The 22,446-nt window shown below is 72.6% G+C and carries 20 protein-coding genes and 1 riboswitch; of the genes, 6 read left to right on the top strand and 14 right to left on the bottom strand.

The genetic code is table 11. The features are described 5' to 3' along the window. Position 1: 1 nt before the first annotated feature. From OHA84_RS08030 to OHA84_RS08015, 4 genes are all read right to left on the bottom strand, one after another. Complete coding sequence (locus tag OHA84_RS08030; RefSeq protein ID WP_266951481.1) at positions 2 to 277, bottom strand: hypothetical protein; 276 nt, start codon at positions 275 to 277, stop codon at positions 2 to 4. Between the two features lie 154 nt (positions 278 to 431). Beyond that, entirely contained in the window at positions 432 to 1,280 is an 849-nt protein-coding gene (locus OHA84_RS08025) for a LytTR family DNA-binding domain-containing protein (protein ID WP_266972415.1), read from the bottom strand. Between the two features lie 98 nt (positions 1,281 to 1,378). Then, on the bottom strand, positions 1,379 to 2,332 hold the full coding sequence (locus OHA84_RS08020) for an SCO0930 family lipoprotein (RefSeq protein ID WP_266974114.1): 954 nt from the start codon (positions 2,330 to 2,332) through the stop codon (positions 1,379 to 1,381). A 117-nt stretch (positions 2,333 to 2,449) separates the two neighbouring features. Continuing rightward, entirely contained in the window at positions 2,450 to 3,466 is a 1,017-nt protein-coding gene (locus tag OHA84_RS08015; protein WP_266972417.1) for a GDSL-type esterase/lipase family protein, read from the bottom strand. A 445-nt stretch (positions 3,467 to 3,911) separates the two neighbouring features. Here OHA84_RS08015 and OHA84_RS08010 point away from each other — a divergent pair, with 445 nt between their 5' ends. Together OHA84_RS08010 and OHA84_RS08005 are read left to right on the top strand one after the other, a co-directional pair. Then, positions 3,912 to 5,366 (top strand): amino acid permease, encoded by a 1,455-nt coding sequence (locus OHA84_RS08010; RefSeq protein WP_053676572.1) that lies wholly within the window; start codon positions 3,912 to 3,914, stop codon positions 5,364 to 5,366. A gap of 10 nt (positions 5,367 to 5,376) precedes the next feature. Beyond that, the gene (locus tag OHA84_RS08005; protein ID WP_007262967.1) at positions 5,377 to 5,832 is read left to right on the top strand and encodes an Lrp/AsnC family transcriptional regulator; all 456 of its coding nucleotides are present in this window, start codon (positions 5,377 to 5,379) and stop codon (positions 5,830 to 5,832) included. A 70-nt stretch (positions 5,833 to 5,902) separates the two neighbouring features. On the opposite strand, the gene OHA84_RS08000 is transcribed toward OHA84_RS08005, so the two are convergent. From OHA84_RS08000 to OHA84_RS07990, 3 genes are all read right to left on the bottom strand, one after another. Next, complete coding sequence (locus OHA84_RS08000) at positions 5,903 to 6,394, bottom strand: hypothetical protein (RefSeq protein WP_266972419.1); 492 nt, start codon at positions 6,392 to 6,394, stop codon at positions 5,903 to 5,905. A gap of 254 nt (positions 6,395 to 6,648) precedes the next feature. Further along, positions 6,649 to 6,942: a WhiB family transcriptional regulator gene (locus OHA84_RS07995; protein WP_053676570.1), complete on the bottom strand. Its 294-nt coding sequence runs from the start codon at positions 6,940 to 6,942 to the stop codon at positions 6,649 to 6,651. Positions 6,943 to 7,369: 427 nt separating this feature from the next. Then, complete coding sequence (locus OHA84_RS07990; protein ID WP_053676569.1) at positions 7,370 to 8,089, bottom strand: GNAT family N-acetyltransferase; 720 nt, start codon at positions 8,087 to 8,089, stop codon at positions 7,370 to 7,372. A gap of 531 nt (positions 8,090 to 8,620) precedes the next feature. On the opposite strand from OHA84_RS07990, the gene OHA84_RS07985 reads away from it, so the two are divergent. The 3 genes from OHA84_RS07985 (at position 8,621) to OHA84_RS07975 (ending at position 12,003) form a co-directional block, all read left to right on the top strand. Then, positions 8,621 to 9,250 (top strand): glutathione S-transferase C-terminal domain-containing protein, encoded by a 630-nt coding sequence (locus tag OHA84_RS07985; RefSeq protein WP_266972422.1) that lies wholly within the window; start codon positions 8,621 to 8,623, stop codon positions 9,248 to 9,250. A gap of 157 nt (positions 9,251 to 9,407) precedes the next feature. Further along, a complete protein-coding gene (locus tag OHA84_RS07980; RefSeq protein WP_053676326.1) occupies positions 9,408 to 10,208 on the top strand; it encodes a carbon-nitrogen hydrolase family protein in 801 nt (266 codons plus the stop codon). Positions 10,209 to 10,305: 97 nt separating this feature from the next. Then, positions 10,306 to 12,003: an NAD(P)/FAD-dependent oxidoreductase gene (locus tag OHA84_RS07975; RefSeq protein ID WP_053676327.1), complete on the top strand. Its 1,698-nt coding sequence runs from the start codon at positions 10,306 to 10,308 to the stop codon at positions 12,001 to 12,003. A gap of 153 nt (positions 12,004 to 12,156) precedes the next feature. Here OHA84_RS07975 and OHA84_RS07970 read toward each other — a convergent pair whose 3' ends face one another. The 4 genes from OHA84_RS07970 to OHA84_RS07955 form a co-directional block, all read right to left on the bottom strand. Beyond that, positions 12,157 to 12,744 carry a hypothetical protein gene (locus tag OHA84_RS07970; protein WP_063839447.1) on the bottom strand — a complete coding sequence of 196 codons (588 nt, stop codon included), beginning with the start codon at positions 12,742 to 12,744 and terminating at the stop codon, positions 12,157 to 12,159. A gap of 43 nt (positions 12,745 to 12,787) precedes the next feature. Next, positions 12,788 to 13,429, bottom strand: coding sequence for a DUF5995 family protein (locus tag OHA84_RS07965; protein ID WP_266951495.1), 642 nt, complete (start codon positions 13,427 to 13,429; stop codon positions 12,788 to 12,790). 76 nt (positions 13,430 to 13,505) lie between these two features. After that, positions 13,506 to 14,912 (bottom strand): uracil-xanthine permease family protein, encoded by a 1,407-nt coding sequence (locus OHA84_RS07960; RefSeq protein ID WP_266974115.1) that lies wholly within the window; start codon positions 14,910 to 14,912, stop codon positions 13,506 to 13,508. A gap of 79 nt (positions 14,913 to 14,991) precedes the next feature. Next, positions 14,992 to 16,206 (bottom strand): MFS transporter, encoded by a 1,215-nt coding sequence (locus OHA84_RS07955; protein ID WP_266972426.1) that lies wholly within the window; start codon positions 16,204 to 16,206, stop codon positions 14,992 to 14,994. Positions 16,207 to 16,262: 56 nt separating this feature from the next. On the opposite strand from OHA84_RS07955, the gene OHA84_RS07950 reads away from it, so the two are divergent. Further along, positions 16,263 to 17,423: an ROK family transcriptional regulator gene (locus tag OHA84_RS07950; RefSeq protein ID WP_266972428.1), complete on the top strand. Its 1,161-nt coding sequence runs from the start codon at positions 16,263 to 16,265 to the stop codon at positions 17,421 to 17,423. A 214-nt stretch (positions 17,424 to 17,637) separates the two neighbouring features. Here OHA84_RS07950 and OHA84_RS07945 read toward each other — a convergent pair whose 3' ends face one another. From OHA84_RS07945 to OHA84_RS07935, 3 genes are all read right to left on the bottom strand, one after another. Then, entirely contained in the window at positions 17,638 to 18,372 is a 735-nt protein-coding gene (locus OHA84_RS07945; RefSeq protein ID WP_266972430.1) for an SDR family oxidoreductase, read from the bottom strand. A 29-nt stretch (positions 18,373 to 18,401) separates the two neighbouring features. Beyond that, positions 18,402 to 19,310: an RNA polymerase sigma factor SigJ gene (sigJ, locus tag OHA84_RS07940; RefSeq protein ID WP_266972432.1), complete on the bottom strand. Its 909-nt coding sequence runs from the start codon at positions 19,308 to 19,310 to the stop codon at positions 18,402 to 18,404. Between the two features lie 91 nt (positions 19,311 to 19,401). Then, a complete protein-coding gene (locus OHA84_RS07935) occupies positions 19,402 to 21,771 on the bottom strand; it encodes a chitinase C-terminal domain-containing protein (protein ID WP_266972434.1) in 2,370 nt (789 codons plus the stop codon). 313 nt (positions 21,772 to 22,084) lie between these two features. Continuing rightward, positions 22,085 to 22,215, top strand: a riboswitch (FMN riboswitch). Positions 22,216 to 22,446: the final 231 nt, after the last annotated feature.

Below are 22,446 nucleotides of genomic sequence, written 5' to 3'. Positions count from 1 at the left end.
TTCAGTGGGCCGGGTCGCGGTGGTCCGCGCAGTCGCGCAGGGCGATCTCCAGCTCCACGTACGACTCCTCCGCGCGCCGGAAGGCCTGCATCAGGGCGGCCTCCGCGCGCGGCGGCAACTGCCGGCGGGTGCCGTCGTGGGCCTCGTACAACAGGTCCGCCCAACGGGCGGCCGCGCTGCGCAGCCGCGCCAGCAGGACCTCGGCCTCGGCCGGCCCGGCGGGCCGGGTCCGGGGCAGTCCGGTCAGCGTGTCCAACAGCGCCTCGATCTCGGACAACCGCTGCTCCTCCCACGCCGGAAGATCCACGATACGCGCGGCCGGCCGGCGCGGGGGCCGCCGAGGCGACCGGTGCGACCGACGGGCCCCGGGCATCGCCGTACGCCCTCCCCGGCGCGACGAACGGCGCGCCGGACGGTCGGCGGTCCGGAGGTCAGCCGGTGGCCTGGCGCATCAGGAGGTCGCGGAGTTCGCGTGCGTGGCGTCGACTGACCTGGAGTTCCGCCGAGCCGACCCGGACGGTCGTGGCGCCGCCGTCCAGGCGCAGTTCGTCGATCCGGCGCAGCGCCACCAGGTGCCGGCGATGGATCCGGACGAAGCCGCGGGCAGCCCAGCGTTCCTCCAGCGTGGACAGCGGGATCCGCACCAGGTGGCTGCCCTCGTCGGTGTGCAGGCGGGCGTAGTCGCCCTGGGCCTCCACGTGGACGATGTCGGAGATCGCCACGAAGCGGGTGACCCCGCCCAGTTCGACGGCGATCTGGTCCGGCGCGCGGTCGGCCACGACGACCTCCGGCGGTGTGCGGCCCGCCCCAGGCGCCGCCACCGGCGGCGCGGCGCCGTCCGTCCCGGTCGCGGGGGTCGGGAGGTCCGCCGCAGGCGGCTCCTGCGCCCGGCCGAGCTGGGCGCCGACCCGGCGGACGGCCTCGGCCAGCCGCTCGGGACGCACCGGCTTCAGCACGTAGTCGACCGCCTTGAGGTCGAAGGCCTGGACGGCGAAGCCCTCGTGGGCGGTGACGAACACGATCAGCGGCGGTCGCGCGAACCCGGCGAGCAGTCGGGCGATGTCCAGGCCGGTCAGCCCGGCCATGTGGATGTCGAGGAAGACCACGTCGATGCCGTCCGGGCCGTCCGGGCCGCTCTCCAGCGCCCGGGTGATCCGGCGCAGTGCCTCGGTGGCGTCCGAGGCGCCCTCGGCGCTGCGCACCCTCGGGTCGGAGCGCAGCAGGTAGAGGAGTTCCTCCAGCAGGGGTCTCTCGTCGTCGACGGCCAGTGCGCGCAGCATGGGGCGAGTCTAGGTTCCGCTCCGCCGGGGCGGAACGGGGCGCGACCCCCGCCGGGGGGAGGGGGCGGGGGTCGCGCGTTCAGGATGGTCCGTGGTGCCTACTTGGCGATGGTGATGAGCTTGCCCTGGGGGGAGACGGCGTACCAGGTGCCGCCGACGCCCTGGCCGTTGGTGTCGCCGGCCTTCTTGTCACCGCTGAAGGTGTAGATGGGCCAGCAGTCGATCGACTGCTGCTTCTTGCCGTCGGGGCGGTTCAGGACCGTGTAGCCCTTCTCGATGATGCCCTTGGCGTTGGCCTTGTCGACCGGGGCGACCGCCGGCCACTTCTCCGCGCAGGCGCCCTCGCAGTTGGACTTCATGGGCCAGGCGCTGTCCTTCTTGAACCGGTAGACGGTCATGCCGTTGCCGTCGACGATGTGCTCGCCGAGCTTCGGGTCCTTGGCGATGGTCAGCGCGCCGGCCGCCTCGCCCGCGCCTTCCGGAGCGGCGGGGGCGGGCGCCGCCGCGGCCCCCTTGGCCGCCTTCTTGCCGTCGGGGGCGGAGGCGAACCACGTGCCGCCGACGCCCTGGCCGTTGGTCTCACCGGCCTTGGTGTCCTTGCTGTACCGGTACATCGGCCAGCCCGCCACCGTCAGTTGCTTGCTGCCGTCGGCGCGCTCCACCTCGCCCAGCAGCGCCGGGTCCACGCCCGCGGCGGCCGTGACGTCCCCGGCGGGGACGATCGGCCACGTGTTCGCGCAGGCGCCCTCGCAGTTCGACTTCGGCGGCTTCGGGGTGTCCTTGTCGAAGCGGTACAGGGTGAAGCCGGCGCCGTCGGTGAGCACGGAGCCGAGCTTGTCGTTCTCGGCGACGGTCAGTTGACCGGCGGGCTTGGCCTCGGCGGCGGCCGCGGGGTCCGCGCCGGCGCCGGCGCCGTAGGGGTCGGCCGCGGGAGCCACGGCCCCGGCCGGCTGGGTGTTGCCGCCCGCCTTGTCGGCTCCGCCGCAGGCCGTGGCCGAAAGGGCGACTGCGACTGCGACGACGGCCAGGGTGGTTCCGCGCTTGAAGCCCATCTTGATCTCTCCCACGTGTGATGACTGCCGAGTCCGTCGCCGGATCGTCGGCAACTTGTGCAGGACACGTCGTCGGGGGAGCGAACCGTTCAGCGCGAGAGGTGTGTCGTCTTTCACCTATCCCGCGTCGAACCCGGACCGCCGCAGAGCCGTGCACACAGCGAGGCCGAGAACCTGGTGTCCGTTGTCGTTCGGGTGCAGTCCGTCCGCGAGGTGCTCGGGTCCCAGCAGGTCCCGCCCGGGCAGCAGCGCCAGTCGGGCGTCCCCAGCGGCCATCCGTTCGCGGGTGGCGCGCTCCATGGCGTCGCGCAGGGCGCCCAGGGTGGCGCCCAGTTTGTTCGGCGTGCGCTCGGCGTCGGGGCGCAGTACGGGGGACAGGAGCAGCAGCGGGGTGCTCGGGTGGCCCTGCCGGACCAGGTCGAGGAAGGCGCGCGTGGTCTCGTACAGCATCGCCGGGGTGAAGGGCGCCCGGGACCAGCAGTTGGTGCCGAAGGCCAGGGTGAGCACGTCGGCGGGAAGCCCCGCGAGCTGTTCGGCGGTGGCGAGTTCCCCGCACGCGGCGCCCGCGTAGCCGAGGTTGACGGTGTCCCAGCCCAGCGACCGGCCGGCGACGGCGGGCCAGCCGTGCGCGGGGCGGGTGGACCACCAGCCCTCGGTGATCGAGTCGCCGTGCACCACCCAGCGCGGGGTCGTCGGGGCGGGCGAGATCGGGCCGCCGATGCCGCGCACCCCGAGGATCACGGGGGACTGGGCCTCGGGCGGATGGACGGTGTACGGTCCGCGCCCGCCGGTGATGCCGACGCGTACGACGGCCTCCGCGGCCGGCTCGGTGAAGACCTCGGTGAGCATGCCGTGCCGGTTCCACAGCGCGAAGCCGTGCGCGAGGTCGCGCAGCGCGTCGGTGGGGCCGGGCACGGTCGCCCGGTAGCGGATCTCCAGCGCGTGCGCCGACTCGGTGGTGAACTCCAACCGCACCCCGATGGGCAGGGCGGCCCGCTCGCCGGTGTCCCAGGGCAGCCGCATGGTGTCCGCCGGGTCGGCGCGCACGGGCCGACCCTCGTCCAGCCAGGCGACACCGCGCAGGAAGGGCCCGGGGCCCAACCACCCGTCGTCCGCCGTCAGTGGTCTCGCCACGCTCACTCGTTCGCCTCCGATCGTCGGGTACGGGAACCTCGCGCGCCGACCCCGCGGTCGACCACCCCCGTCTGCCCCGTCACGTGCGGGAACACCCGTGAGGGCGGCGGCACCGTCCTGGCGGCACCGTGCGGCAGATCTGACGAAGTGTCAAGGAAGCGTCGTCGGGGAGGCCTGGAGGGGGGTCGCGCAGTGATCGATCGTCCGCGCGCAACAAAGGACCATCCAGGACAGATCCGCGCAACGATCGTGCGCCAATGTGCAAGGATGGTGCATTACGGGCGGTATCACTCAGCTCGTAGGCTCACTCGCTGTACGTGGAGTGGCGTGGACCGCCTGCTCGGCGGTCCCCCATGCCCAGGCTGGCTCCTGCCCGCCTGCTCCTGCTCCGGATCGCTGCGGTCGATGCCTGAATCCCCACCCGCAGTGTCAAAGGAGTCCCCTCGTGCTCGAAACCGGCCAGGCGCCACCGCTCACCTCAGAGCCCCGCAAGCCTGCCCATCCTTTGCTGCGCCGCAAGCCGGTCGAGCAGCTGGTCGCCGAGGGCGGCCAGGGCGAGGGCGGCTCGCTGCGCCGCTCGCTCACCATGTGGCAGCTGACGATGATCAGCATCGGCGCCACCCTCGGCACCGGCATCTTCGTCGTCCTCGGCACGGCGGCCCCCAAGGCCGGCCCCGCCGTCACGATCTCCTTCGTCATCGCGGGCCTGACCGCCCTGTTCTCCGCGCTCTCCTACGCGGAGCTGGCCGGATCCGTGCCGGTCTCCGGCTCCTCGTACTCCTACTCGTACGCCACCATGGGCGAGCTCGTCGCCTGGGTCTGCGGCTGGTGCCTGGTCCTGGAGTACGGCGTGTCCGTCGCGGCGGTCGCCGTCGGCTGGGGCGAGTACCTCAACGAACTCCTCGACGGCACCATCGGCGTCACCATCCCCGAGGCGATATCCGCCCCGCTGGGCGAGGGCGGCTTCATCAACCTGCCCGCGCTGATCGTGGTCCTGCTCGCCATGGTCTTCCTGATGGGCGGCGCCAAGGAGAGCGCCCGGATCAACTCGATCATGGTGGGCGTGAAGATCGTCACGCTGCTGCTCTTCATCGGCATCGGCTTCATGGGCATCAAGGCCGGCAACTACACCCCGCTCGCCCCGCTCGGCATCACCGGCATCAGCGCCGCCGCCTCCACGCTGTTCTTCTCGTACATCGGCTTCGACGCCGCCTCCACCGCGGGTGAGGAGGCCAAGGACCCCAAGCGCGACCTGCCCCGCGCGATCATGCTCTCGCTGGGCATCGTCACCGTGCTCTACGTCCTCGTCGCCTTCGTCGCCGTCGGCGCCATGCCGTGGCAGGACTTCGAGGGCACCGAGGCCGCCCTGGCGCAGATCATGACCGACGTCTCCGGTCACACCTTCTGGGGAGTCGTCCTCGCCGCGGGCGCCGTCGTCGCCATCGCCTCCGTGGTCTTCGCCGTGCTCTACGGCCAGACCCGCATCCTCTTCGCCATGTCCCGCGACGGTCTCGTCCCCAAGGTCTTCGCCAAGGTCAACCCGAAGACCGGCGCCCCCCGCGCCAACGTCGTGATCGTTTCCCTCTTCTGCGGGATCCTCGCGTCCTTCATCCCCCTCGGCAAGCTCGCCGACGCCACCAGCATCGGCACCCTCTTCGCCTTCGGCCTGGTCAACGTCGCCGTCATCATCCTGCGCCGCACCAAGCCCGACATGCCGCGCACCTTCAAGGTGGCGCTCTTCCCGATCACGCCCATCCTCGGTTTCCTCGCCTGCGGCTACATGATGTTCAGCCTGGACACCGTCACGTGGATCGTTTTCGGTGGCTGGATGGCAGCGGGTCTCGTGTTCTACTTCCTGTACGGCATTCGCCGCTCCCGACTGGCCACAGCAGAGAAGTGATCCACCCGCAGTGCGACTGAACGATCTCGACGAACGCATCGTGCACGCCCTCGCCGAGGACGCCCGACGTTCCTACGCGGACATCGGCTCCGAGGTCGGACTCTCGGCCCCCGCCGTCAAACGGCGCGTGGACCGGCTGCGTGCCGAGGGAGCCATCACCGGCTTCACCGTCCGGGTCGACCCCGCCGCCATGGGCTGGGAGACCGAGGGCTTCATCGAGATCTACTGTCGCCACAACACCTCGCCGGACGACATCCGGCGAGGGTTGGAGCGGTACCCCGAGGTCGTGTCCGCGTCCACCGTCACCGGTGACGCGGACGCCCTCGTCCAGGTCTTCGCCTCCGACATGAGGCACTTCGAACGCGTACTGGAACGGATCGCGGGCGAGCCCTTCGTGGAACGCACCAAATCCGTCCTGGTCCTCTCCCCGCTGCTGCGCCGCTTCACCTCCGGCGCACCCGCGTAGCCGCCGAAACGCCCCGGTCCACGGACCGGGGCGTTTCGGCTGCCCGGGGGCGTGCGGCGGACCGGGGCGTTCAGCAGTACGCCTCGCGCGCCACGGCCGCGCCCTTCGTCCAACCGTTCGAGAACTGCCGGTTCGCCGACGGCGGCGCGGTCGCGTCGCAGCTCCCCTTGACCGCGTCCCACCCGGCGACGACACCGGCCTTGTACGGGTCGCCGCCCGCCCGGGCGTGCGCGTCCGCCTCGTCGGCGCCACCGCACTTGGTGTCCCGGCCGCCCTGGGAGACGGTGTAGGCGCCGCTCTGCCGTTTCGGAAGGGTGAAGGCGCCGTCGGGACCCACCTCGAACCGGCCGCCCTGGGCGGTCGGCGAGGACAGGACCGCGGGCCCCGGCGCGAACCCGCTGCCGGACACGGACACCGTTCCGCCCGGCCGGGTGGCCGACGTGGAACAGGTGGCCGTCGGCGCGGCCGCCCCGGCGCCGCCCGAGGAGATCACCAGGGAACCGACGGCGAGGGCGCCGGTCGCCAGCGGGGTGAGCACGGTCAGACGAAAGCGTCGCTTCATGGGTGTTCCTCTCGTGGGACCCCCGGTCGACAGAACCTCGTCACGCGGCCGATGCGCCATCGCGCGGCCGATGCGCACAGCCGGTCAATTTTATCCCGGCGGCAACGGCGCCGCCCGCTCTCGCCGACCCACGGCCCGCACCCGGCCGGGGGTGCCGCAAGGGGTGCCGGACCGGGGCAGCGAAACGGGCCGGACGCATTCACACGTCCGACCCGTCGCCGCCCGTCCCGCTCGCGCGCGGGCCGGACGCTCTTCTACACATGGGCCGGGGCGCGACGACCGCCCAGGAGGGCGTGCCGCTCCTCCTCGGTCAGGCCGCCCCAGACCCCGAAGGCCTCACGGGTGCGCAGCGCGTGTTCGAGGCAGGCCGTGCGCACCGGACATCCGGCGCAGATCCGCTTGGCGGCCTCGTCCCGGTCCTCGCGGTCCTCGCCACGCTCACCGGCGGGATGGAAGAACCGGGCGGACCCCAGGTCCCGGCACGCCGCCCGGGATTGCCACTGCCAGTTGTCGGGGGCGGAACCCGGCAGGCGGGAGACGTCGGTCATGGGAGTTCCTTTCCGAGGGGTACGTGGGTTCCCCCGCGTGTGACCGCTCCGTGCCCCCTGAAACATCCCCGCCCGCAAGGGAATCCCGACCCGCCTGCCCACCCGTCGAAGCGGGCGGCGCGAGGGACCGCGGGGTGGGGGCGCGGGCACGCGGGGAAACGCCGACTCCCCGCTCAGAAAGGGGCGTTGGGCGTCGCCGGGCCCCGATCGGGGCCGGGCGCCTGGGAGTTGCTCAGGAACGGCGCGGCGGGGCGCAGGCCCGCCGCGCGCCGACGCGGGTCCGGGAGTGCCGGCGGACCGACCCCGTCGGAGCGAGCCGGGGGGTGGGATGGGCGCCCGCACACTGCGTGTCCACCGCCACCCCCCTGTTCATCGCTACCCACCCCGAACCTAAGGCGCCGGACACGCTCACTCAATGAACCCCGTGTTAAGCCTTCTTTTCGTCGCCCGGGGCGCCCGGGGTCCGCACCCCGATGAACACCGGCTCGCGGCGCAGCACGAAGCCCATCGACGTGTACAGGCGGATGGCGTTCACATTGCTCGCGGCGGCGTGCAGGAAGGGAACGTCCCCGCGCTCGCGGATGCCGGCGGCCACCGCCCGGATCAGCCGCGCCGCCAGGCCCTTCCCCCGGTGCTCGGGGTGCGTGCACACCGCGCTGATCTCCGTCCAGCCCGGCGGCCGCATCCGCTCCCCGGCCATCGCCACCAGCCGGCCCTCGTGCCGGATCCCGAGGTACGTGCCCAGCTCGACGGTGCGCGACAGGAAGGGCCCCGGCTCGGTCAGCCGGACCAGCTCCAGCATCTCGGGGACGTCGGCCGCCCCCAGCCGCACCGCCTCGGGCGCCGGCTCGCCGGGCACCGCGCTGCCGTCGAGCTGCACGCCCGGTACGGCCAACACCGTCTCCCAGCCGGCGGGCGGCGTCGGCAACCCCGTCAACCAGACCTCCGTGCCGGGACCCACGAGCGCCGCGAGGTCCTCCCAGGCGCGGGGGTCGTCCGGGTCGTCCAGGGCGGCGAAGGGGTTCGCGTCCGTCCGGTAGCGGGCGGCGCGCCCACCGGGCACCGCGAAGTCGCGGTGCGGGCCGCTCAGCGCCGCCCAGACCGGGTTGTCGAGAGGATGTGTGGCGGTGTCCGTGTCGGGGGACATGAGGTGCGGGGATCCTTCCGTCGAATACGCGGGGTCGTCGGTTCGTGACCGACTTCTTGACGGCCTCGCGCGACGCCGTGAGACTGCGGGGGACGGTCAGGATCGTCAGCGCCCGCGACGGGCGGGTTTATGCCCCGAGGACAGGACGAGATCGGTGGAGATGGCCCGGACACCCGAGGCGGGGACGCGTCCCCTGCGCCGCTCGTGGCTGACCCGACGCCTGCACATCGACCTGCTCCGCGTCTGCAGCGCCTTCGCCGCGCACGCCTGAAGCCCTCTCCACCTCCCGGCCCGGCCGATCAGGCCCCGCCGACCCGCGGTCTCGCCACGCCCCCGCGCCGACGTGTGCGGGCGGCGGCCGGGGCACCTTCCCGTGCCCCGGCACGGCCGGGCCGCTCGCGCCGCGGCGTCCCCTTCCCCACCCGCCGCGCCTCGTCCTGCCCGGCCCCGGGGCCCCCTGGCCCGGGCACCGCTCACCGACGCCCCACCCCGCGGCCCCGCAGGCCCCGGTACCGACGACCGAGGAGAGCCATGCTCCAGATCACCCTGCCCCGCACCGCCCCCGCCCCGGCACTGCGAGGCCGCATCGGCAGCGGCTTCTCGCCCGACCCCCGCCGCTACCACCTCCACCTCGCCGCCGACTGTCCGCGCTCGCTCCGGGTGACCACCACCCTGCGCCTCCTCGGCCTCGCCGACTGCGTGGGCACCACCGTGCTCGGCGACCCGGACTCCCACGCCGCCCTGCGCGCCGCGTACGAGGCCGCCGGACACCACTACGACGGCACCCTCACCGTTCCCGCGCTCTGCGACACCTGGAGCGGCCGCGTGGTCAGCAACCACACCCCCGACATCCTCGACGACCTGGCCGTCGGTCTCGCGGGCCGCCCCGACCTGGCCCCGCCCGCCCCCGCCGCGCTCGCCGAGGCCGTCCGGACACTCCTGGACGACACCGCGCCCCTGGCCGGGTGGTCGGCCGCCCTCGCCCTGCTGGAACAGCGCCTGGCCCGGTCCCCGTACGCGCTGGGCGACCGGCCGACCGTCACCGACGTGGACCTGTGGGTGGCGCTGCGACACCACCCCGCGTCGGCCGGGGCGGGGCAGTCCGTACGCTCGTACCTGGGTCGCCTCCGCGCCCATCCGGCCTTCCGCTCGGGCGAGTGAATCGGCGGCGGAGGGGGTGCGTGCAACGAATCGCCGCTCGACCCGCCGAATGCGCAACGAATCGATACTCCGAGCGCAACGGTGACGGCTTGTCCCGGTCGAACGCCCGAACGTACCGTCTAATGACCCCCTCCCCACCTGTCACAGAGGTACGCCCATGCCCCCGCTGCGCACCGCCCTCCTCCAGAGCTCCGGACGGCTCGGCGACACCGCCGCGAACCTGAAGGCGCTCGACGAGGCCGCGGCACGTGCCGCACAGGGCGGGGCCGGGCTCCTCGTGACCTCGGAGATGTTCCTGACCGGCTACGCGCTGGACCTCCAGGACATCCCCGGCATCGCCGAACCGGCCGACGGCCCGTCCGCCGTCGCCATCGGCGACATCGCCCGCCGCCACGGCATCGCCGTCCTGTACGGCTACCCGGAGCGGTCGGGCGACGCCGTCTTCAACTCCGCGCAGCTCATCGGCCCCGACGGGACCGCGCTCGCGAACCACCGCAAGACCCACCTCTTCGGCTGCTTCGAGCAGGACGCCTTCACCCCCGGCGACACCCCCGTCGTCCAGGCGGACCTGAACGGCCTCCGCATCGGCATCCTGATCTGCTACGACGTGGAGTTCCCCGAGAACGTCCGCGCGCACGCGCTGGCCGGCACGGACCTCCTCCTCGTCCCGACCGCGCAGATGCACCCGTTCCAGTTCGTCGCCGAGCAGCTGGTCCCCGTCCGGGCCTTCGAGAACCAGATGTACATCGCGTACGTCAACCGCACCGGCCCCGAGGGCGAGTTCGAGTTCGTCGGCCTCAGCTGCCTGGCCGCCCCCGACGGGGTCACCCGCACCCGGGCCGGCCGCGGCGAGGAACTCGTCTTCGGCGAGGCCGACCCGGAACTGCTGCGGGCCTCGCGCGAGACCAACCCCTACCTGCGCGACCGCCGCCCGGGGCTCTACGCCTCGCTGGTCTGACCCACCAGACCCCCGGAACCCCGGACCCCACGGACCCGCCCCCGGTCCGCCCTCCCGCCCCCACCTGCCCGAGTCCGTTCGCAAGGAGCCGTACCCCATGACGTCCACGGTGCCCACCACCGCCGTCCCGCACAGCGACGGACAGCCCCCCATCACCATGTTCGGCCCGGACTTCCCGTACGCGTACGACGACTTCCTGGCCCACCCGGCGGGGCTCGGCCAGATCCCGGCGACGGAGTTCGGCACCGAGGTCGCCGTCATCGGCGGCGGACTGTCCGGCATCATCTCCGCCTACGAGCTGATGAAGATGGGCCTCAAGCCCGTCGTCTACGAGGCCGACCAGATCGGCGGCCGGCTGCGCACCGTCGGCTTCGAGGGCGCCGGCACCGAGGAGCTGACCGCGGAGATGGGCGCCATGCGCTTCCCGCCGTCCTCCACGGCCCTCCAGCACTACATCGACCTCGTCGGCCTGGTCACCGAGCCCTTCCCGAACCCGCTCGCCGAGGCCACCCCCTCGACGGTCGTGGACCTCAAGGGCGAGACCCACTACGCCGAGACCATCGCCGACCTCCCGCAGGTCTACCGTGACGTCGCCGCCGCGTGGAACGCCTGCCTCGACGAGGGCGCCGACTTCTCCGACATGAACACCGCGATGCGCGAGCGGGACGTCCCGCGCATCCGCGAGATCTGGGCCAAGCTCGTCGAGAAGCTCGACGACGAGACCTTCTACGGCTTCCTCTGCAAGTCCGAGGCCTTCCAGTCCTTCCGCAAGCGCGAGATCTTCGGCCAGGTCGGCTTCGGCACGGGTGGCTGGGACACCGACTTCCCGAACTCCATCCTGGAGATCCTCCGCGTCGTCTACACCGAGGCGGACGACCACCACCGCGGCATCGTCGGCGGCTCGCAGCAGCTGCCGCTGCGCCTGTGGGACCGCGCACCCGGCAAGATCGTCCACTGGGCCCAGGGCACCTCGCTGTCCACCCTGCACGACGGCACCCCGCGCCCGGCGGTCACCCGCCTGCACCGCACGGCCGGCAACCGGATCACGGTCACCGACGCCACCGGCGACATCCGCACGTACCGCGCCGCGATCTTCACCGCGCAGTCGTGGATGCTGCTGTCCAAGATCGAGTGCGATGACACGCTCTTCCCGATCGACCACTGGACGGCGATCGAGCGCACCCACTACATGGAGAGCTCGAAGCTGTTCGTGCCCGTCGACCGGCCGTTCTGGCTGGACAAGGACGAGGAGACGGGCCGCGACGTCATGTCGATGACGCTGACCGACCGGATGACCCGCGGCACCTACCTCCTGGACAACGGCCCCGACAAGCCGGCCGTCATCTGCCTCTCGTACACCTGGTGCGACGACAGCCTGAAGTGGCTGCCGCTGTCCGCGAACGAGCGGATGGAGGTCATGCTGAAGTCCCTCGGCGAGATCTACCCGAAGGTCGACATCCGCCGCCACGTCATCGGCAACCCGGTCACCGTCTCCTGGGAGAACGAGCCCTACTTCATGGGCGCGTTCAAGGCGAACCTGCCGGGCCACTACCGCTACCAGCGCCGCCTGTTCACCCACTTCATGCAGGACCGCCTCCCCGAGGACAAGCGCGGCATCTTCCTCGCGGGCGACGACATCTCCTGGACGGCCGGCTGGGCCGAGGGCGCCGTGCAGACCGCCCTCAACGCGGTCTGGGGCGTCATGCACCACCTCGGCGGCACGACCGACACCACGAACCCGGGACCGGGCGACGTCTACGACGACATCGCGCCGGTGGAGCTCCCGGAGGACTGACCCCTCCCGGACCCCGTGACCACGGGCCGCCCCCGCGCGAACAGCGCGGCGGCGGCCCGTTCTCGTGCCCGCGCCCGTGTCCGTTCTCGTGCCCACCGCCCGTCCCCACACCCGCGACACCCGCGGCCCGTTCTCGTGCCCGCCGCCGTCTCGTCACGTCCGCCGCAGCCAGATCGACTTCCAGCGTTCCTCGCGGGCGGCGGCCACGGCCGGCTCGAACCCGGTGTCCCGCCCGCCGAGGCCCACCCCGCACCCCGCGCACAACCGGTACACCCGGTGGCCGGTGCGCAGCTCCCGCGTGCCGCGGTCCCGCGCGCAGACCGGACAGACGGGCGGCGGCCACGGGCCGGCGCCGGCGCGCAGGATGCTCGGCATCACGACCGGGAGCGGCGCGTCCGGGTGGAACCCGGGGTCGGGGCAGTGGAGCCGACGCCAGGGCTCCGGCGGACGGGGGACGCGCACACCGGCCCGCTTCTGCGCCCGACGCAGTTCCTGCCAGGGGCGGAACGCCGCGAGCCAGATCTCGCGCGCCGCGTGCAGCTCCTCCACCGCCCGCACCACCGCGTCCGGGTCCCGTTCCGGGTCGGCGGGGATGCGCGCGGTGCGCGCGAGGTGGTCGAAGGTGGCGCGGAATCCGTACGGGGCGAACTCCGTGACGCAGGTGCGCAGTGCGGCGAACCGCCGCCGAGGCGTACGGGTCGGGTCGAGGGCCCGCAGGCGATGGGTGGCGAAGCTGCTCACCGGGGGAGCGTAGCCGGCGGCCCTTCCCGCCCGCACGGGGGTTTCAGCCGCGCGGGGTGAGCAGACAGCGGCCGACCAGTCCGACGCCGGCGTCCAGGGAGTCGGTGAACTCCTCGGCCAGTTCGGGGACGCGCCGCAGCGTCCACAGCAGGCGGGCCGCGGACCAGGCGCCGGCCCGGGCCCGCTCCAGGCTCCACGACCCCACGAGGTGGGTCAACGGGTCGGCGATCTCCAGCAGGTCGGGGCCCGGCATCAGGTCCTCGCGGATCTGCTCCTCCAGGGAGACCAGGGTGTCGCCTACCCGGTCGAAGTCCCCTTCCAGCGCGGCCGGTTCACAACCCAGGTGACGGCAGGTGGCCACCACCGCCAGTGCCAGGTCGTGTCCGATGTGCGCGTTGATGCCCGCCAGCGCGTGCTGGAGCGGCCGGATCCCGGGGTGTCGGCGGTATTGGAGGAGCGGACGCCAGCAGGCCGGTGCCCGCTCCGCCTCCACGGCCGCCAGGTAGCGCTCGGCGAAGCACACGCTGAGGGCCTGAGCCCTGCGCGGGGCGGGGAACGCCCCGCGCGCGAGCCGTTCGTGCAGCGTCTGCGTCACCGTCAGGTACACCCGGTTGAAGACGGCCACACCGTCCTGCGCGGGGAGCCGCTCGTCCAGGGCGCGCATCCGCGCGAGCACCGCTTCCATGGGAGGCAGCGTCGCAGCAGGAGCGCGCCGCGTGGGGAACTTGGCCGTACCCTTCGCCGGTTCGGGCGAAGCGGCGTCAACCCCGCTTGTCCCCGGGCCCGTCCCCGCCCTCCGGACCGTCGTAGTCGGAGGCACCCGAGTCGAGCGGCGGCTCGTCCCGCTTCATGTGCGCCGGGGCGAAGTACCGCAGCGTGTGGTAGCCGGTGATCACCACGACGGTGCCGAGCGCGATGCCGCCCAACTCGAAGCTGTCGGTGATGTTCAGCGTGACGCCGCCGATGCCGATGATGATGCCCGCCGCGGCCGGCACCAGGTTCAGCGGATTGCGCAGGTCCACCCGGCCGCTGATCCAGATCTGGGCGCCGAGCAGGCCGATCATGCCGTAGAGGATCACGGTGATGCCGCCCAGCACCCCGCCGGGGATGGCGGCGACGACCGCGCCGAACTTCGGGCACAGGCCGAAGAGCAGGGCGAAGCCGGCGGCGGCCCAGTAGGCGGCCGTCGAGTAGACCCGGGTGGCCGCCATGACGCCGATGTTCTCGGAGTAGGTGGTGTTGGGCGGGCCGCCCACCGCCGTCGACAGCATCGACGCGGCCCCGTCGGCCGCGATGGCGGTGCCGAGCTTGTCGTCGAGCGGGTCACCGGTCATCTCGCCGACGGCCTTGATGTGTCCGGCGTTCTCCGCGATCAGTGCGATGACCACGGGCAACGCGATGAGGATCGCCGACCATTCGAAGGCCGGCGCGTGGAAGCTCGGCAGCCCGATCCAATCGGCCTCGGAGACCCCGGAGAGGTCGAGCCGCCAGTGGTCGATCTTCTCCGGCCCGCCCGCGGTCGAGTGGATCTTGCCGAAGACCAGGTCGAGGATCCAGGAGAGCGCGTACCCGAAGACCAGGCCCAGGAAGATCGCGATCCGGGACCAGAAGCCCCGCAGGCACACCACGGCGAGTCCGGTGACCAGCATGGTGAGCAGCGCCGTCCACTGGTCCTGCGGCCAGTACGTCGAGGCCGTCACGGGCGCCAGGTTGAAGCCGATCAGCATCACCACCGCGCCCGTCACCACCGGCGGCATCGCCGCGTGGATGATCCGCGCCCCGAACCGCTGGACCGCGAGGCCCGCGAGGAACAGCGCCACGCCGACCACGAACACCGCGCCCGTCACGACCGCGCTGTCCCCGCCGCCCGCCCGGATCGCGGCCGCGACCCCGACGAAGGCGAGCGAACAGCCCAGGTACGAGGGGACCCGACCGCGCGTCGCGAGCAGGAAGATGATCGTCGCGACGCCCGACATCATGATGGCCAGGTTCGGGTCCAGGCCCATCAGGACCGGCGCCACGAAACTCGCCCCGAACATGGCCACGACGTGTTGGGCGCCGAGCCCGGCGGTCCGCGGCCACGACAGCCGCTCATCGGGCCGCACCACCGCGCCGGGGGCGGGCGTCCGCCCGTCTCCGTGCAGGGTCCAGCGCACGCCGAAGCCCATGTTCCACCACTCCCGTTTCACCGACCGGTCAACCATCCGGGCCGCACCGCGTGTCGAACCACGGGAGCCAGCCGACATATTACGGCTGGATTCCAGTGGTTTCGTCCCGGTTGGTCGCGGCGACCTTGCCGGCCGCGGGCTTCGGGCGCAGCACGGCCGCCCCCACCACCAGCGCGAACGCCAGCAGGGTGACCAGACCGAAGGAGACCACGAGCGAGGTCGCGTCCGCCACCGCGCCGATCGCCGACGGTGCGATCAGACCGGAGGTGTACGTGATCGTCGCCACCCCCGCGATGGCCTGGGTGGGCGCCGGACCGCTGCGCGCCGCCGCCGCGAACGCCAACGGGACCACGACCGCGATGCCCAGCCCGATCAACCCGAACCCCGTGAGGGCCGCCGCCGGATGCCGCACGGTCACCACCAACACCCCGCCCAGGGTGGCCAACACGCCGCCCACACGGACGGTGCGCACGGCGCCGAACCGGTCCACCACGCGGTCCCCGACGAGCCGCGCGACGGCCATCGTCAGCGCGAACGCGGTGGTCGAGGCGGCGGCGAGACCCGCGTCCGTGTGCAGCACGTCCCGCAGGTACACGGCGGACCAGTCGAGACTGGCGCCCTCCGCGAAGACCGCGCAGAAGCCGATCGCGCCGATCAACAGCGCCGACCTCGGGGGCAGGGCGAAGCCCGGCGGCGCCTCCGCGTTCTCCGCGCTGCGCAGGTCGAGTACGCCCCGTACGGCGATCAACCCGGCCGCGGTCAGCGCGAGCGCGGCGATCAGGTGGTGCAGGCGGGCGTCGGCCCCGGTGTGGGCCGCGAGCGTGCCCGCCGCCGAGCCGACGAGCGCGCCCACGCTCCACATGCCGTGCAGTGAGGACATGATCGAGCGGCCCATCCGGTTCTCGGTCTCCACGCCGAGCGCGTTCATGGCCACGTCGGCCATGCCCGCGCTCGCCCCGTAGACGAAGAGCGCGAGGCAGAGCGTCACGAGGTTCGGCGCGAGGCTCGGCAGGATCAGCGAAAGCGTCCACATCGACAGCAGTCCGCGCAGCGCGGCTCGCGCGCCGAACCGGTGGTTGATCCGCCCGGCCAGCGGCATCGCGAGCGCCGCGCCCAAGGCGGGGAAGGCGAGCGCGAGCCCCAGGGTGCCGGCGCTGAGCTGCGCGTGGTCCTGAATCCAGGGGATGCGGGTGGCGAAGGAGCCGGTGACGGCGCCGTGGGCGCAGAACACGGCGGCTATGGCGAAGCGGGCATGGCGCAGTCGCGCCGGGCTGAGGTCGGTTTCCCCGGTCATGACACGCAAACTATCAGGGACCCTGCCTGATGGTTAATGCCCCGGGACTCCCTAAGATGGGCGCCGTGACCCCTGCCAAGGCCCTGACGGCCGCCGCTCCCTCGCCCGCGTCGCCGAGCACGGCCCGAGCCATCAACGACCGGCTCGCCCTCGGACTCCTCCAGTCCGAAGGCCCCCTCACGGCCACCCAGCTCAAGCACCTGACCGGCCTGTCGCGTCCCTCGGTGGCCGACCTCGTGGAACGACTCGCCGAAGCCGGCCTGATCGAGGTCGTGGGGGAGTCCGGGGAACAGAAGCGCGGCCCCAACGCCCGCCTGTACGGAATCGTCGCCCGCCGCGCCCACCTGGCCGCCCTCGACGTCCGCACCGACAGCGCCACCGCCGTCGTCACCGACCTGCTGGGCCTGCCACTGGCCGAGGTCTCGCTGCCGGTCGACGCCGTCGAGGAGGCCGTGGACCGGCTGGCCGCCCTGACGCGCGAGGTCGGCGCGGACCCCCTGCACACCGTGGTCGTCGGCGCTCCCGGGCTGGTCTCCCCGGACAGCGGCCAACTCGGCGACACCCTGCGCCTGCCGTCCTGGCACCGGGACCTCGTGGCGGCCCTCCGGCGACGGCTGCCGGCCAAGGTGGTCGTGGAGAACGAGACCAACCTCGCCGCCCTCGCCGAACAGCGGATCGGCGCGGCCCGGGACGTGGACTCCTTCGTCCTGCTGTGGTTGGGCGCCGGTGTGGGCGCGGCGGTGGTCCTGGACGGGCGGCTGCGCCGGGGGGCCTCCGGCGGGGCGGGGGAGATCGGCTTCCTGCCCGTACCGGGGACGGCCGCACTGCCGTCCGACACCGACTGCGGTGGAGGCTTCCACGCGCTGGCCGGACGCCGGGCCGTCACCGCACTGGCGGTCGAACACGGCTTCCGGGGACCGGCGGAGGAGGCGGTCGCCGGAGCCGCCGGCGAGGCGTTCCTGGACGCGCTGGCCGAACGCCTCGCGATCGGGGCGGCGGCCGTCGCGGCGGTCCTCGACCCGGGCTGCGTGGTCCTGGCGGGCGAACTCGGCCACGCCGGCGGCCCCGCGCTGGCGGCCCGCGTCGCCGCCCGCCTCGGCACCCTGACCCCGGTCACGACGGAGGTCCGCGCCACGGTCCTCGGCGGGGCCGCGGTACTGGCGGGAGCCAGACTGGCCGCCCGCGAGGAGGCGCAGGCCGTGCTCTTCGGCGGCTGACCCCACGCGCGCCCGGGCGGACCCCACCGGGCCGGACCCCATCCGCCCGGACCCCATCCGCCCGCCCCCACCCGGCCCGCCCGCACCCCCGCCCGGCCCCGACGCGCCGGCACCGGGCCCGCCGGCACCCGATGCACCCGGCCGGGGCTCGCCCCCGCTCGGCCCGCCCGCGCTCGGCCCGCACCGCTCCCGCACGCCCGGCGCACGCGCACGGCTACCGCCGGGCCAGGAACTCCGCGAAGGTGCCCCGGCCCACCGCGTGCGACGGGGCCAGGTTCCCGCCGCGCCGGAAACCGGCGTACGCCCGGCCCGCGAGCGGCAGCGCGACGATCCGGCGCCGCCTGCCCGTCGCCTTCAGGTACGCGCGCGCCAGGTCCGGCAGGCTCCGGATCTCCGGGCCGCCCATGTCGTCCACCCGCCCCGCCGGGACGGGCACCGCCAGTTCCGCCAGCCGGTCCGCGACCTCCTCGACGGCGATCGGCTGTACCCGGACCCCCTTCGGCAGCGGCATCACCGGGAGCTTCGCCGCCGCGCCCACCACCTGCGCGACCAGGTCGTGGAACTGGGTGGCCCGCAGGATCGTCACGCCCAGCCCCGAGGCCTCCAGCAGCCGCTCCACCTTCAGCTTGGTCACGTAGTAGCCGAGCGGCACCACGTCCACGCCCACGATCGAGACGTAGACGATGTTGGTCACCGTCCCGGCCCGCCGGGCCGCCTCCACGAGGTTCCCCGCGGCCACGTCGTCACCCCCGCGCGGGGAGCTCGCGCAGTGCACCACCACCTCCGCGCCGCGCAGCGCCGCGTCCAGGCCGGATCCGTCGGTCAGGTCCACCGGGTGGTCGGGCGCGTGCCGGCTGAGGACCCGTACGTCGTGCCCCGCCGCCAGCAGCCGCGTCACGACGAACGAGCCGAGGTTTCCGGTGCCTCCGGTGACGACGATCGTGTTCATGGTGTCCCTTCCTTCCCGAGAGGGTGCGTTCACCAGCCTGGACCGGACAGCCCCCCGGAATGTGACAGCTGTCGTCGCAGGAACCCCAGCTTCTCCGGGTTGACCACCACCCGCGCGCCGCTGACCAGTCCATTCTCGAATTCCGGCAGGAACACCGCCACCTCGCCGAAGACCAGCGCCGGCGCCCCGTTGACCTCCGCGAAGGTGACCGACTCCTCGCCGACGAACTTGCGCAGCGCGCCCACCAGGAAACGGGCCACGTTCTCCCGGCCCAGGATCGGCCGCCGGGCCGCGCCCACCACCCCGCCGCCGTCCGACACGTACCGCACGTCGGTGGTGAGCAGGTTTTCCAGCCGGGCCAGGTCCCCGTCGCGCGCCGCGGCCATGAAGGTCTCCACCAGCCCCCGCCACTGTCCGGGATCGGGTTGGAACCGCGGCCGGGGGGCGTCCACCCGCTCCGCCGCCCGCCGGTGCAGCTGTCGGGAGTTGACCTCGGTGACGTCCAACAGCCCGGCGATCTCCCGGTGTCCGTACCCGAAGGCCTCCCGCAGCACGTACACGGCGCGTTCCTTCGGCGTCAGCCGCTCCAACAGCACCAGCGGGGCCATGGAGACTCCGTCCCGCCGTTCCGCCGAGTCCAGCGGGCCGAGCGTCCCGTCCCCGGTGAGGACGGGCTCCGGGAGCCAGGGGCCGACGTACTCCTCGCGGCGGGCGCGCGCGGAGGTGAGCCGGTTGAGGCACAGCCGGGTGACCGTCTTGGCCAACCAGGCCCCCGGGGGCGCGATCGGGTCGCGGTCGGCGCCGTTCCACCGCAACCAGGCGTCCTGTACGACGTCCTCGGCCTCGTGGGCGGAGCCCAGCATGCGGTAGGCGATGCCGAACATCCGTGGCCGGTGTTCCTCGAAGTCCGCTCCGGTCGCGGCGTTGTCCGTGATCACGGAACCAGACTACGAGCGGACGCGCGAGGACCCGGTGGCCGCCGGGCCACCGGGTCCTCACACTCGTCGGGTCAAGCGGGCAGACCGGGGGTCAGCACGCGCCCTGGTCCTTCCAGACGCCCCAGTCACCGGTGGTGCCGGGCTCCTCGTTCTGCGTCCACCAACCGGCCTTCCAGTTGCGGCCCTTGTGCGAGACCACGTTGCCGCTGTTGTAGACCTGACCCGCGACGTACGCCGGGTTGGTGCACGTGCCGCCCGGAGGCGTCGTCGGGGGAGTCGTCGGCGGGGTGGTGGGGGGAGTGGTCGGCGGGGTGGTGGGCGGCGTGGTGGGCGGGGTCGTGGTGCCCGGCTCCACCACCGTGGTGCCGCGCGCCAGGTCGCCGGCGAGGGCGTAGGTCGTGCCGGAGATGTTCACCGTCCAGTTGGAGGGCGTGGAGACCGGCAGGTAGTAGTTGAACGCCAGGTCGACCGAGGCGCCCGGGGCCAGCGTCTGCCAGGCCGGGAGCTTCAGCGAGACCCGGTGGAAGTCGCCCTTCAGACCACCGACGTTGCTGCCGGTGTGGTCGCTGCTGATCACCTTCGTGCCGAACCCGGACTGGTCCGAGGCGTTGTTCGGAGCCGAGGTCGCGTAGTCGAACTGGAACTCGGTGCCGCCCGGCAGCGTGGTCCGGGTGTTGTTGGTGATCTTGATCTTCGGGGTGATCGGGTAGTTGGAGTCGCCGAGCTTGAACTCGGTGAACTCCGTCGCCACGTCCACGGCCTTCTTCGGCAGCGCGGTGTTGGACTTGCTCGCGCCGTACGGGGAGGCCGCCTTGAACTTGTCGTACATCAGCGAGGTGAGCGTGTCGCCCATCTCGTACTGGCCCTTCGCGGCGTTCCAGGCGTAGTCGCCGGCCATCTCCCAGACCATGGTGCCGCCGATGCCGCGGTCCACGACGTAGTCGGCCTTGGCCGCCACCGACTGCTCGTCCTCGGTGGAGAGGAAGACCTTCTTCTGCGCGTTCCACAGCCACGGCGCGACCAGCTTGGCGTCGTACTTGCGGACGTAGGTGCCGGTCAGCGTGGTGTTCGCGGGGAAGCCGTACCTGGTGACGTAGTCGCCGACGATCCCCTTCTCCAGGTTCTTGGCGTGCCACATCGGGTTGGAACCGGCGGGGGACTCGACCCCGTTGGTGTCCTTGTCGTGCCACAGGTTGTCGATGCCGACCGCGCCGTCACCGCACTTGGTCAGACCGGCGCCGGCCGGGCAGGTCGTCGCGGACGCCTTGCCCCACAGGCCGTCGGTGCCGCCCTGCACGTTCTTGTGGCCGCGGGTGTAGTACGGCAGGCCGATGTTGATGCGGCCCGCCGGCATGGAGCCGCGGAAGTAGTGGTAGGCCCAGTCGGTGTTGAGGTACCCGACGCCCCCGTACTGGGAGCTTCCGTAGACGTTGGCGGCCGCCAGCTCGGCGTCCTTGCCGTCGTCGAAGAGCGAGGCGTTGGGGCCGACGTACTCGTTCCAGGCGCCGTGCAGGTCGTAGGACATGATGTTGACGTAGTCCAGGTACTTCTGCATCTGGAACGTCTCCATGCCCCGCAGCAGGTAGCCGGAGGAGGGGGCGGCGACGGTGAGCAGGTAGTGCCTGCCGTCGGTGGCGCCCGCGCGGTCGAGCTTCTCGCGCAGCGACTTCATGAGGGCCGCGTAGCCCTTGACCAGCCCGGCCCGGCGGGCGTTGGAGAGCTGCCAGTCCAGCGGGTTGCCCGCGTCCTTCATGGTGGTCGGGTACTCGTAGTCGATGTCGACGCCGTTGAACCCGTACTTGCGGATGAACTCGACGGAGGAGTTCGCGAAGGTGTCGATGCCGGCCTGGTTGACCGAGCCGTCGGCGTTGGTGGCCATCGAGTAGAAGCCGCCGGAGGCGACCCGGTTGCCGTCGTCGCCGAAGTAGCCGCCGGTCTCGGCCCAACCGCCCACCGAGATCAGGGTCTTCACGTTCGGGTACTGCTTCTTGAACTTCGTCAGCTGGTTGAAGTGGCCCTTGTAGGGGAGGGCCGGATCCATCTCGGCGCCCGCGACACCCGGCCAGGTCATCCCGGTGGCCGCGTTGTTCGCGTTGTCCGCGCCCACGGAGATCTTGTTGTCCCCGCCGACGTGGGCGAAGGCGTAGTTCAGGTGGGTGACCTTCGACCACGGGATGTTGTTGGCGAGGTAGGCGGGGGTGCCGTCCTTGCCGGTGCGCCATCCGGTGAAGTAGCCGATGACGCGGCGCTGGTGGTCCGCGCCCATCTTCTCGCGGCCCTCGGAGTCGTAGACCGAGCAGTACGGGACGTCGACGCCGGCCGTCTTGTACAGCCCGTCGGGGCGACATGTTTCGTTGTCGGCGGCGTGTGAGACGCCGGCCGAGAGCCCGCCGACCAGCAGTCCGGCGATTGCGGCGCCGGATGCCAGGAGCATCGCTCTCGTACGTGTGGGGGACGGCATGGTGCCTCCTGGGGAGGGGAGGATGGCAGGACACGACGTGCATCAACATGCGGAAGGGTGACGCTGGTTGGCCCGCGACGTGCGCACATCCGACGGGCCGGCTCCCTGGGAAGATGAAGGGAACGTTAAGAGGACTAGACCAACCCGTCAATAGGTCTGGACCAACGCTCGGTGGGAAGTGCGCGCCCCGCGCCGGCCGTGCGCGGCCGGCGCGACAGCGACGCTCAAGAATGGCCGGTTTGTGATCCAGGCCACACGCGCTCACCCGCATGGCCGCCGATCACCCGTGGCACACTGGCCTGAGTACCAGTAGCAGCGCACTCCGGGGTCGGTGTAATTCCGAACCGGCGGTTATAGTCCGCGACCCGTCCGCAGCCAGCGGCCGGTTGACCAGGTGAAATTCCTGGACCGACGGTTAAAGTCCGGATGGGAGGCAGTGCGCGGCGGGCGAGTCACCGGTACGCCGCCGTCGGCGGTCCATCGGCGTATCCAGCGGATGCGTCTCGAAGGGACCGTTCATCCGGCCTCGGCGTCCCCGCGTGTGCCACCCGCTTCATCTGTCGTATCCCGACAGGCCCCGGAGTCCGTGCCCGATTGAGGCAGGAGACCCGGTGGCGCCCCACGTCGATCCACACCACGACGACGCATCCGCAGGTGATGCGCACGCCGTACGTG

The organism is Streptomyces sp. NBC_00513 (assembly GCF_041431415.1).
Taxonomy (GTDB): Bacteria; Actinomycetota; Actinomycetes; order Streptomycetales; family Streptomycetaceae; genus Streptomyces.
The sequence above is the reverse complement of the archived record's forward strand: the minus strand, read 5'-3'. Positions and strand labels throughout refer to the sequence as shown.